The following is a 12,043-nucleotide window of genomic DNA, read 5'->3' on the forward strand; positions in this document are numbered from 1 at the left end:
TTAACTTTACCTTAATTCCTTAGGAAACAGAGTTAGTACGGTTTTTCCTACTTCTATATCGCTCCAATTATCGACATTAAACTGAATACCTACAACTCCTGCAGTAGGCAAGTTATCTATTACTTTACTCCCATAAAGATTTGCAATAGATGTAAATGCATGATTATGTCCAAAAATCATTAAAGTATCAATAGTATCATTACAACTTTTAATCACTTCTATAACCTGATGACCACTAAAGTCATAAAGTTTTGATTCTAAACTAAATACATTTTCATTAATATCAAGATTGTCTAAAATAATTTTTGCAGTAGTTTTCGCTCTTTCAGCATCACTACTTAATACCTTATCCACAGTATTAACAAGGGTTTTCAGCCTTTTACCAACTAAATCTGCATCTCTTAATCCTCTTTTATTAAGAGGTCTTTGGTGATCTTCTAAATCAAATTCCCAAGAAGATTTAGCGTGTCTAATAATATATAAAGTTTTCATACCTCAGGATTATTTTAACCAATATAGATTATATATACGCAAGTTTAAGAATAAGCATTTACAATTCTAAGTATAATATCATAAAAAAAGTTCTTTGATAATAAAAAATGTTTAATCAAAAAATATTTCAGATTAAGTTAATGATATACCTATCATATCATAAATTATTGTGAAAAAAATCGCTAATTCAATGAAAATGAGTTAAATAATTAAATGCATTTAATCGATAAAACCGTATTTTATATCGAAAAGAACAATTTTTACTTACATAATCAGATGTTAAAATTTAAATTTACCTACGGTTTCCCCTTAAAATGAAGACAAGTACCCTAATTAATTAAACACAATTTAAGAACAAAATTTAAGTTAACCTATAGGGATTAAAAAAGGAAAAGTGGAAAAAAATTGTAGACAAATAATAGATTTTAAAAAGGTGAATTTTAGCCTTGTCATTGCTATACTATATTTTTCGTTGAATATATATGGTCAGGTTGAAGTTCCTCTTGAAAAAAGAACTGAGTTTACTATTAAAGGAGATTTTAAGTTCGTTTCTAATACTATTTTAGGAAAAGTAAGTAATGATGATGGAACTGATGTTTTTAACCCAAATAAGAGCTATAACAATGGTGGGTTGAACAATCAATTTAGAATGGGCTTTATAGATATAGATAATGATCCATCTACTTTTAACTCTAGCAGTGCAGATTTAGACATTACTTCGGGCTGTGCCTCTATTAAGCACGTAGGTTTATATTGGACAGCTTCTTATGCAGACGAAAACCGGGAAAACGATATTACTTCAATAAAAATTAAATATCCAGGTAATGAATCTTATACATCCATTACCGATGCCACTGTGATCCATGATTACTACAATGATTCTAAATCCTTGTTTAAGCAATATTCTTGTTATAAAGATATTACTGATCAGGTTATGAATCTTGATAATCCAACAGGAACATATACTGTAGCTAATATTCCGGCTACAACATCAGAGGTTAATGACGATGCTACTCTTGGAAATGGTTTAGCAGGTGGTTGGACAATGGTTGTTATTTATGAAGATAACTCTAAACCTAGGAAACGTTTTTATGTATACGACGGTTTTGTAAATATTGATTCCAAGGCCAAACCTGTAGAGTTTTCTTTCGATAACTTTCAAACGATTCCGGAAGGCGCTGTACATGGAAAAATCGGGGTTATTTCTTATGAAGGTGATAAAGGTATACGAGGAGATCGTTTTCAGGTATTGTCTAATGAAACTAATAAGTACAAAGGTATTACAGACAATACCAACCCTATGAACAATTTCTTTAATGCTAATATAACCGAAAATGGAAAGAACATTACGTCCAGAGTTCCTGCTAGTCAGAACACACTGGGGTATGATGCGGATCTATTTGAAATCAAAAATCCAAGAAATAGTATAATAGGTAACAATCAAACAAAATCAAGCTTTAGATTGCTTACAGATAATGATGGATATTCTGTTATGGCTGTAGCTTTTAGTGTAGAAATATATGAACCGGCTATTCAAATTATAAAAAGATCACGTTATACCGACAATAGTTTTGTTTTTCCGAATGATATGGTTGCACCTGATCAGGATATAATTTACAGTCTAACTATTAATAATGATGGTAATGACGATGCTAAGAATACTATTATAAAAGATATTTTACCGGAACATGTAATATTTACCAAAGAATCGGTTGTCCTTCCTTCTAAAAGAATTAAAGTATCATACGATGAGCCTTCAAGAACGTTGAGTTTTTCGGTACCAAACAAAATGGTGAAAATTGATAGCGAACCTTTTGATATTAAGTATTCAATCAAAGTAAATACTAGTTGTGATCTATTAAATGAAACAGGAGAAATTACTATTGTAGATCAGCCAGTTACAGCAGAATTTAATGGCTCTTTTAATGAAACAAAGAAATATTCTAAAGGTTACAATTATATGAATAAATGTAATCTTCCAGATTATTACCAGCTTAAGTTAGCTGTTGACATGAGTGGGTTAAATTGCCCTAATGCTAATACTAATTTTGTAGACAGAACAAAAGAACTCGATAAAAATCTTGTTGAATTAAACACATCTAACAAATCAGAAAATACAGAAAGTACAGGAATCAACAATGATGATGTAGTTAAAACAGGACGAGATCCAAAATCCGGTTTAACATCCGATATAGAATTAAGCAAAACCCTAAATGATCTAATCAAATTAAATGAAATCTATTTTGAATTTGATAAATGGGATATTACCGAAAGAGCGATCGTAGAACTTGATAAAGTCGTATCATTAATGAAAGAAGAATATCCTGATATGATTATCAAAATAGAAACACACTCTGATAGTCGTGGAGATACTGATTATAATTTAGTATTATCGCAAAAAAGAGCGGAGTCTATATTCAGATACCTAGTTAATCAAGATATCTCTGAAAACAGAATACTTTCTTATCGAGGTTTTGGAGAAACAAGACCTGTAAATAACTGTCTTGATGGCCAGGATTGTGAAGAAGATGAATATCGAAAAAACAGAAGGTCTAACTTTGTTATAATGGACTAACGATATTTATTCAAGGGGCTAGTCTTTCTCTTTTCCAAGTCTTTTTTTCAGAAATATATCTAATTCTATCGTGTAGTCTATTTGGTCTGCCTTGCCAAAATTCAAATTCGATTGGCTTGACACAGAAACCTCCCCAGAAATCAGGTTTTGGTATTTCCTTATCCTGGTACTTCTTTTCTAATGATGTAAGTTTTTCCTCTAAAACTTCTCGTGATTCAACAATGCTACTCTGATCAGATGCCCAAGCACCTAACTGACTTCCTCGTGGACGAGATTGAAAATATTTATTACTTCCTTCTTCAGGTATCTTATTAACCTCTCCTTTAATTATAACCTGACGTTCTAAATTGGGCCAGAAAAAAGAAATACAAACTTTATTATTATTAGCAATAGCTTTTCCTTTTTCGGATTGGTAATTGGTATAAAACACAAATCCATCATTATCTAAATGTTTCAATAAAACGATTCTTGCCTTAGGAAAACCGTCTAAGCCAAAGGTAGTTAGTGTCATTGCATTAGCTTCTTCTACTCCTCCAGCTTCTTCAACCTCTTTAAACCAATTGGAAAACAACTGAAAAGGGGATTCAGGCAACTCGCTTTCTTCCAATGCTTTTTTATCATAAGATTTTCTATAACCTGTAAGATCTCTATTCATCGTTATTTAATTAGTTTTTATTTAGTTTAACCCAAAATATCAAATTCTTCCATTCAGAATTCAAAAACTTTACCGTCATCTCCAATTTCTACATGGTCAAAAACCGTTAATGCCTCATCTTTAAATTGTTCAATATTATCATACCTTGTAGAATAATGACCTAAAATCAAGTTTCTTACACTTGCCTTTTTCGCAATAGTTGCTGCTTCGATAGCTGTACTATGTCCAGTTCTATAACATAAATGTTTATGACTCTCCAAAAAGGTAGATTCGTGATATAAAGCAGTAACTTCATTAATTAAAGAGATCTTATCCTCATCATATCTAGTATCACTACAAAAAGCATAACTTTTAACAGGTATAGGGTCCTCAGTTAATTCTGCATTCGATATCACGCTCCCATCATTTAATACAGCATCCTTACCTTTCTTAATAGACTTATAATATGCCTTATCAATATCATAATTAAGCACCTTATTCATTACTAGTTTTCTGTCGCCTGGTTTCTCCCGAAATAAAAATCCATTACAATAGATACGGTGCTGAAGCGGTATTGTATGAACAGTCACCCTATCATCCTCGTATACTAGTTCAGAACTTGAACTAGTTAGTTCATGGAAATGCAAGGGATAATCCGTCCAGGAATTAGAAAGTTTTAATTGTAATGTAATCGCTTCTTTTATTCCTTTTGGTCCATATATATGAAGTGGGTTTTCTCTATTTAGCATTCTAAATGTAGAAACTAATCCTACTAAACCAAAAAAATGATCTCCATGAAGATGAGAAATAAAAATATGATTGATCCTGGAGAACTTTACCTTATTTCTTCTAAGTTCTACCTGAGTACCTTCTCCACAATCGATAAGAAAAATGTGATTGTTTATTTCTAATACCTGAGAAGTTGGGTTCGTAAACGTTCTGGGTGTTGCCGAATAGCAGCCTAAAATTGTTACTTTCAATTGTCTTTACTTCTTAATTTAAAAGAGTGTGAAGATACTCTAATCTTATATATTAATCAATCTCAGTGTCCAAAAGAATCAAAAGTAGTAAGCAATTCTATATAACGTTTTGCAGACATTTTTCTATACCCAGTTGCACCAAGAACTTTGCCTTCCTTATCAATTACCAAAATAACCGGAAAGACCATTTTTCTATTGTATCGTTCCGCAAGTTCTATATTCTTCTGTTGTTGAATTTCTGGTAACCTATTTTTTTTACGTTTAGGAAAATCTGCTTTTACCCAAACGAAATTTTGATTCGCAAATTTATTAAATTCAGGATCAGAGAATATCTTCCTTTCTAATTTTATACAAGGAGGACACCAATCGGATCCTGTAAAGAGTAAAACAATATTTTGATCTTTTTCTTTTGCTAAAGTTTTTGCTTCACCAAAGTCGTATTTCCAATCTTGTGCATAAGTAATACCAGAAAATATAAATACAAACACAAGAATAAATGGGGCTAATTTATTCATAGGCATTAAGACGTAAAAAAACACTTTAGATTACAGACCAAACGAAAAAAAATTAAAAATCTAGATCTCTTTCTATTTCCTCCATTTCGATCAAATCTAATGCTTCTATTAAAGTTGGCACAATTGTAATCTCTTTTGGAGTTTCATCATATGACACTTTATCAGTTACAATAACAAACGAGCGTTTATTGGTCTTATGTTTTTTCGAAACTCTTAGAAATTCATTAATATCGCTTACGGATAATTCTTTTAACGAAAAAAGATTAACCACAATGTTATCATTTTTCAGGGATTCATATTTATCCTCAATTCCTTTTACAAAATCTACTATGGTAGCTTTTTCTTGTGTAATTATTGTTGTTGCACCTTCTTTATTAAATATCATAAGTCTATTGTTTTATTTTTGAAGCTAAAAGATAAATAACCGCCATCCTCACTGCTACTCCGTTCTGCACCTGATCTAATATTATGGCTTGCTTAGAATCAGCAACATCACTCGTGATTTCTACGCCACGATTGATAGGTCCCGGATGCATTATTACAATTTCTTTATCAAGGCTATCTAATAACCTTTTATTTACTCCAAATTGCTGGGTATACTCTCGAGTAGATGGAAAATAACTTATTTCCATTCGTTCATTTTGAACCCGTAACATATTAGCAACATCACACCATTGCAAAGCTTTAGTAAGATCCGTTTCTACGGTAACCCCAAGTTTTTCAATATACTTCGGTATTAACGTTTTCGGACCACATACTTTTACCTCTGCTCCTTGCAATTTAAGTGCGAAGATATTTGATAGTGCCACTCTAGAGTGCAAAATATCTCCAACAATAACTACTTTTTTCCCCTGTATTTCTCCTAATTTTTCTCGTATAGAATACGAATCTAATAAAGCTTGAGTTGGATGCTCGTGAGCTCCATCACCTGCGTTTACAATACTTGCATTTACGTGCTTAGAAAGAAAAACACCTGCTCCAGGATTTGGATGTCTCATTACGACCATATCCACTTTCATAGAAAGGATATTATTAACCGTATCAATCAGAGTTTCTCCTTTTTTAACTGAAGATGACGCCGCAGAAAAATTAATAACATCGGCAGATAATCTTTTTTCAGCAAGTTCAAATGACAACCTGGTTCTTGTGCTATTTTCAAAAAACAGATTAGCAATCGTTATATCTCTAAGCGAAGGAACTTTTTTTATCGGTCTGTTAATCACTTCCTTAAAATGATCAGCAGTTTCAAAAATGAGGTTTATATCTTCTTTTTTAAGATATTTAATTCCTAGTAAGTGATTTACACTTAATTCGCTCATTCGTTTATATTCTTATTATACTCCCAAAATGTTTTTGATAGCATTTCAGAAATTATTTAACTTTAATTACTTATTAAATACACAGCATCTTCTCCACCATTTTCCAACCAATGCACTTTTACTTTTTCCTGATTAATCGCATCCACTTGTCTTCCACGATAATTAGGCTGTATTGGTAAATGCCTGCTAAAACGTCTGTCAATTAACGTAAGTAACTCTATTTCTCTAGGTCTTCCAAAAGATTGTATCGCTGTTAAAGCAGATCTTATACTTCGCCCTGTATATAAGACATCATCTATAAAAACAACTCTCTTATCTTCTACAGTAAAATCAATATGTGTTTTATTCGCTTCCAAAGGTTTTTCTCCTCTTCTGAAATCATCACGATAAAAGGTGATATCAAGATACCCCATTTTAAGCTCAGTTAATTGATAATCTTTAACTAAAATATTCTTTATCCTATCTGCTAAAAAAATTCCTCTTGGTTGAACCCCTACCAGAACTGTATCTTCAAAATGTGTATGGTTTTCTATTAATTGACAAGCCAAACGGTGCAGAATAATATCTATCTCTTTTGCACTAAGTAGTAATTTTTGACTCATAATCTCCAAATAGATATTTGGTATACAAAGTTAATAAATTTTAGAGTTATAACATCAGTTGATCATCATAAGTTTTAACAATTCTAAATACACATTGGTAAGAATTCTGTGGCAAATCTACAAACAAAAAAGACCGTTCTCTCGAACGGTCTTTCATTATATATTGAAATTAAGAAGTTTAGTTACCTCCTTTTTCCATTTTAGCTTTAAGATCAGCTAATGCATCGATATCACCAAGAGTGGTTTTTTCAGATGAACTTGCAGCAGCTTTCTTAGCAGCTTGTTTAACGATCTTAGCTTCTTCTTCCTTAAATAAAGCTGTATGAGAAGCTACAACTCTTTTGAATTCTTTGTTGAACTCAATGATTTGAAATTCTGCTTCATCACCTTTAGTAAGCTTCTTGCCGTCTTCTTTTTCTAGATGACGAGATGGTACAAAAGCAACAATATCCTCATTAAAATCAATAGTAGCACCTTTGTCTACAATCTCAGTAATGGTGTTCGTGTGCTTAGTTCCAACAGCAAACTCTTTTTCATACTTATCCCAAGGATTATCCTCAGTTTGTTTATGTCCAAGGCTTAATTTACGTCCTTCTACGTCTAACTCAAGAACTACAACATCAAGCTTATCACCAACATTAGTAAAGTCCGATGGGTGCTTAATTTTCTTAGTCCAAGAAAGATCAGAGATATAAATCAATCCGTCGATACCTTCTTCTAACTCTACGAATACTCCAAAGTTAGTGAAGTTACGAACGATACCTGTGTGCTTAGAACCTACAGGATATTTAGTTGTAATATCAGTCCAAGGATCTGGAGTTAATTGTTTAACACCAAGAGACATTTTACGCTCTTCTCTATCCAGAGTAAGGATTACAGCTTCTACTTCATCTCCAACTTTTACGAAATCTTGTGCAGAACGTAAATGTGTTGACCAAGACATTTCTGAAACGTGGATCAATCCTTCTACTCCTTCTTCAACTTCGATAAATGCACCGTAATCAGCGATAACAACTACTTTACCTTTTACTTTGTCTCCTACTTTAAGTTCATTATTAAGAGCTTCCCACGGATGTGGTTTCAACTGCTTAAGACCTAATTGGATACGAGTCTTAGCCTCATCAAAGTCTAAGATTACTACGTTTAATTTCTGATCAAGCTCAACGATCTCATTTGGATGGTTAATTCTAGACCAAGAAAGATCTGTAATATGGATAAGTCCATCAACTCCTCCAAGATCAACGAATACACCATAAGAAGTAACATTCTTAACAGTACCTTCTAATACCTGACCTTTTTCTAATTGACCGATAATCTCTTTTTTCTGCTCTTCTATATCCGCTTCGATAAGTGCTTTGTGAGACACAACAACGTTTTTAAATTCATGGTTAATTTTAACCACTTTAAATTCCATTGTTTTACCAACATAAGCATCATAATCACGAATAGGCTTCACATCGATCTGAGAACCTGGCAAGAACGCTTCGATACCGAATACGTCCACAATCATACCACCTTTTGTTCTACACTTCACAAAACCGTTTACGATTTCGCCTGTATCGTGAGCATTATTTACTCTATCCCAAGCCTTGATCACACGTGCTTTACGGTGAGATAAAATTAATTGACCTGTAGCATCTTCACGCACATCAATTAATACCTCAACCTTATCACCTACTTTAAGGTCTGGGTTGTAACGAAATTCATTTAATGAAATAACACCTTCACTCTTTGCATTAATGTCAATAATAGCATCACGATCAGTAATATTAATTACAGTTCCATCAACTACTTCATCATTTAAGGTGTCAACAAAATTTTCTGCAACTAGCTTTTCAAACTCTTCAAGTTTTGAATCTTCGATTGGGTCAATACCTTCCTCGTAGTTGTGCCAGTTAAAATCTTTTAAAAATTGCTCAGGGTTTTCTTGTTGAGGAGATACAGCTGGAGCTGCCTTTGGAGCCTCTACTTCCTGAACGTCTGTGTTTTTTGTTTCTTCAGACATTGAAGATAAAATTTGTATCCTGTACTTATTTGAGAATCAATGCGAAAACTTATACAGAAGTGTTAAATTAAATTGTTTTAACCCCTTTTTTATTCTCTTACTCGCTAAAAAGGGGTGCAAAAATACAATTTAATTCATTAGAAAGCAAACTACTGCATATTTATAAAACAAAGAAAGTTATATAAAATGTATAATCCCTTTTATTTACTCTAATTATATTTTTTAATTTCCAAAACAGCATTTTCAAAACCATCTACAGGTTGATAAAGGTTTGTTCTAACTCTATTATGTAAAAGAATAGTCATTGAATCAAAAAACTCACTCGTAGATAAAATATTTTCATCTTTAACCTGAAATATTAATGTAGTTTTCTCATCGATTGGTTCAGATAGAGTACCTTGATATTCTCCTTGATCTAATCGCACCCAATCTATAGATATATTTAATTCATTCAACAAAATTGTCTCTATTGGATTATTTTCATCGTTTTGAGTTAGAAGTGCGGCATATGTTCTATATAGTTTTTCGTCATTACAAACATATTCCGTAGAAGTTATCTCATTTGATTCTAAGGTTCCATTTAAATTGGCATCCAAACCTGAATCTATTTTCACTCCTCCATTTTCACAATTAACACCTGTTGGCTCGCCTGTTGTCTCAATTAAACTATTTAAACCATTTCCTCCATTAATTCCATCCTCTCCATCGGAACAACTTATTAACAAAATTATTATTGAAAAGAAAAGAAATGCATTTCTTTTAAAAACACTAAAATTTTTATACATATTCATTTTAATTATTTATTTATAATTCTCTAAGCTTTTATTTTATGATATCCGTACAATAAAACTTTAGACATCTTAATACTTAACAATCTCAAACTCACTTCTTCTATTGATTTGATGTTCTTCTTCTGTACATATTTTATCTTCACAACTTATTAAGGGTTGCGATTCTCCAAGCCCTTCAAACTGCATTCTTCTGGCATTCACATAACCAACCAATGCCAGATAATTACGAGTAGATTCTGCTCTTTTTTCTGATAAAACCTTATTATACGAATCAGTCCCTCTACTATCTGTATGAGAATCAATCTTAATATAAACAGTTTTATATTTATCCAGTTTTAGCGCAAACTCATCTAGTACCTTTTTAGAATCTGCTCTAATATTCCATTTATCATAGTCAAAATAGATAGGTGGTAAATCAAAATAGAGCTTTCCGTTCTTTTCGATAACCTGAGGGCCTTCTTTATCAGAAAGTAACTTCAGTCTTAGTTCCTCGGCCGTAAGCTCTTCTCTCTTTGTTCTTTTATTATCTTTAGAAGTATTAACAGCTTCTGTTTTAGTTTCTTCAGGATTTTCGACAATAACAGGTTCTTTCTTCTTTTCTAAATAAATAATATAAGTCTCCTCATCTTTTTCCTTAATCAAAATAGGCTTGATTTTAGTTTCATATCCACTAGAAGAAGCTTTAAAATCATACTTTCCTGGAAAAACACTTAGATTGAAAGACGCTATAGAATCTAGTTCTTTTTCATAAACCGTCTTCTTATCCGCGTCATATAGGGTCACACTTGCATTAGGAATATAATTATCTGTAGCAAATTCTCTTACCTCAAATCTCGCTGGGTACTCCTTTAAAAATATCTCTCCAATCTGCGAAAAAGAATAGATATCATCTTCTATTTTATTTTTTCTATTAGAAGCAAAAAAACCATCATTTTCATCATAATAGGTCAAAGAAAAATCATCGTAACTAGAATTGATCGGTGCTCCCAGATTTATAGGTTTGGTAAACGTTCCTTCTTTTGCTTCTGAAACAAAAACATCCATCATTCCTAATCCCAAATGACCATTAGAAGAAAAGAACAGATGTCCTTCTTTAGAAATAAAAGGAAATTGTTCTCTATTTATGGTATTTACCATAGGTCCAAGATTAACTGGTGCTCCATAAGTTCCGTCTATATTAATTTCTGTAACATAAATATCGAAATCTCCGTATCCTCCAGGCATATTAGAAGAAAAATACAACATTGTATCATCCTCAGAAATAGAAGGATGCTCAATAGAATAGGTAGTATTATTAAACGCTAACTTTTCTGGAGTCTGCCAAGAACCATCAACTTTTAGAGCTTTATACAAATGAATTGAATTGTTTCTTAAGCTGTCAAACTTCTTTTTTCCTTTCTCTGAATTACTTTTTGAAAAATAAATAGTATTACCATCAGAAGTAAAACAAAAATTACCTTCGTGTAGCTTAGAATTAATTTCTCCAGAAATAGCTTCAATCTCTGAAACAGCCACATTTTGTTTATTCACTTTTACAGCATATATATCCAAAAAAGGCCGGTGTGTCCATTTATAATTCTTACTCATAAAACCACTAGAACTTCTATCTGAGGTAAAATACAAAGTGCTATCAAGTTTGACAGCACCAAACTCTGATGCTTTAGAATTAAACTCAAGAGGTTTTATAGTATAATCATCATCTTTAAGCTTAAAAGCTTCTATGATAGCTATTGCGTTTGATTTATTTAACTCGACTGTTTCTTCGTTCTTTTTATATAACGCTAGAAAATCAATGGCTTTTTCATATTTACCCAATGCAGAAAGCACCTGATACATCATGAAATTGTATGAATTATCAAAAGTCTTATCCTTTCCATAAAACTTTCCGGAAGTCAAAATTTTAAGATATCTATACGCTTCTTTAAACTGAAATGTATTGTAATATGAGGTAGAAATATTCTTAAGAATATGTTTCTCATATCCTTCTTGGTTTAATTCTTCTTCATATCCCAACGCTGCATTTATATAGTCTCCTTTTTCGAAAAAACGATCAGCTCTACTCTTTTTTTGAGAAAAAGTGATCTGTGTAATCAATAAGATTAATACGAGTATTATTTTAGTTTTCATAGC

General features: G+C 32.0%; 11 protein-coding genes. 1 reads left to right on the top strand and 10 read right to left on the bottom strand.

What is annotated here, in order from left to right; translation table 11 throughout:
* Positions 1-6: 6 nt before the first annotated feature.
* Positions 7-492: a histidine phosphatase family protein gene (locus Q0910_RS24755; RefSeq protein WP_299222669.1), complete on the bottom strand. Its 486-nt coding sequence runs from the start codon at positions 490-492 to the stop codon at positions 7-9.
* A 394-nt stretch (positions 493-886) separates the two neighbouring features.
* On the opposite strand from Q0910_RS24755, the gene Q0910_RS24760 reads away from it, so the two are divergent.
* Complete coding sequence (locus tag Q0910_RS24760; protein ID WP_299222671.1) at positions 887-3,067, top strand: OmpA family protein; 2,181 nt, start codon at positions 887-889, stop codon at positions 3,065-3,067.
* Between the two features lie 10 nt (positions 3,068-3,077).
* Here the strand turns inward: Q0910_RS24760 and pdxH are convergent, their stop codons facing one another.
* The 9 genes from pdxH to Q0910_RS24805 form a co-directional block, all read right to left on the bottom strand.
* A complete protein-coding gene (gene pdxH, locus Q0910_RS24765; RefSeq protein ID WP_299222673.1) occupies positions 3,078-3,722 on the bottom strand; it encodes a pyridoxamine 5'-phosphate oxidase in 645 nt (214 codons plus the stop codon).
* Between the two features lie 53 nt (positions 3,723-3,775).
* Positions 3,776-4,681, bottom strand: a complete 906-nt coding sequence (locus tag Q0910_RS24770; protein ID WP_299222675.1) for a ribonuclease Z — start codon at positions 4,679-4,681, stop codon at positions 3,776-3,778.
* 62 nt (positions 4,682-4,743) lie between these two features.
* Positions 4,744-5,196 (bottom strand): thioredoxin family protein, encoded by a 453-nt coding sequence (locus Q0910_RS24775; RefSeq protein WP_299222677.1) that lies wholly within the window; start codon positions 5,194-5,196, stop codon positions 4,744-4,746.
* A gap of 52 nt (positions 5,197-5,248) precedes the next feature.
* Positions 5,249-5,581, bottom strand: coding sequence for a ribonuclease Z (locus tag Q0910_RS24780; protein ID WP_299222679.1), 333 nt, complete (start codon positions 5,579-5,581; stop codon positions 5,249-5,251).
* 4 nt (positions 5,582-5,585) lie between these two features.
* Complete coding sequence (locus tag Q0910_RS24785) at positions 5,586-6,515, bottom strand: aspartate carbamoyltransferase catalytic subunit (protein ID WP_118455370.1); 930 nt, start codon at positions 6,513-6,515, stop codon at positions 5,586-5,588.
* Positions 6,516-6,577: 62 nt separating this feature from the next.
* Positions 6,578-7,117: a bifunctional pyr operon transcriptional regulator/uracil phosphoribosyltransferase PyrR gene (pyrR, locus tag Q0910_RS24790; protein ID WP_299222681.1), complete on the bottom strand. Its 540-nt coding sequence runs from the start codon at positions 7,115-7,117 to the stop codon at positions 6,578-6,580.
* A 178-nt stretch (positions 7,118-7,295) separates the two neighbouring features.
* Positions 7,296-9,122: a 30S ribosomal protein S1 gene (rpsA, locus tag Q0910_RS24795; RefSeq protein ID WP_299222683.1), complete on the bottom strand. Its 1,827-nt coding sequence runs from the start codon at positions 9,120-9,122 to the stop codon at positions 7,296-7,298.
* 209 nt (positions 9,123-9,331) lie between these two features.
* Entirely contained in the window at positions 9,332-9,913 is a 582-nt protein-coding gene (locus tag Q0910_RS24800) for a hypothetical protein (RefSeq protein WP_299222684.1), read from the bottom strand.
* 69 nt (positions 9,914-9,982) lie between these two features.
* Positions 9,983-12,040, bottom strand: coding sequence for an OmpA family protein (locus Q0910_RS24805; protein WP_299222685.1), 2,058 nt, complete (start codon positions 12,038-12,040; stop codon positions 9,983-9,985).
* Positions 12,041-12,043 lie beyond the last annotated feature (3 nt).

This window comes from uncultured Aquimarina sp. (assembly GCF_947495315.1).
Classification (GTDB): domain Bacteria; phylum Bacteroidota; class Bacteroidia; order Flavobacteriales; family Flavobacteriaceae; genus Aquimarina.

Coding starts and splice junctions, on each gene's coding strand:
- Q0910_RS24755 (WP_299222669.1), bottom strand. CDS start 492: ATGAAAACTTTATATATTATTAGACACGCTAAATCTTCTTGGGAATTT.
- pdxH (WP_299222673.1), bottom strand. CDS start 3,722: ATGAATAGAGATCTTACAGGTTATAGAAAATCTTATGATAAAAAAGCA.
- Q0910_RS24775 (WP_299222677.1), bottom strand. CDS start 5,196: ATGAATAAATTAGCCCCATTTATTCTTGTGTTTGTATTTATATTTTCT.
- Q0910_RS24780 (WP_299222679.1), bottom strand. CDS start 5,581: ATGATATTTAATAAAGAAGGTGCAACAACAATAATTACACAAGAAAAA.
- Q0910_RS24785 (WP_118455370.1), bottom strand. CDS start 6,515: ATGAGCGAATTAAGTGTAAATCACTTACTAGGAATTAAATATCTTAAA.
- pyrR (WP_299222681.1), bottom strand. CDS start 7,117: ATGAGTCAAAAATTACTACTTAGTGCAAAAGAGATAGATATTATTCTG.
- rpsA (WP_299222683.1), bottom strand. CDS start 9,122: ATGTCTGAAGAAACAAAAAACACAGACGTTCAGGAAGTAGAGGCTCCA.
- Q0910_RS24800 (WP_299222684.1), bottom strand. CDS start 9,913: ATGAATATGTATAAAAATTTTAGTGTTTTTAAAAGAAATGCATTTCTT.
- Q0910_RS24805 (WP_299222685.1), bottom strand. CDS start 12,040: ATGAAAACTAAAATAATACTCGTATTAATCTTATTGATTACACAGATC.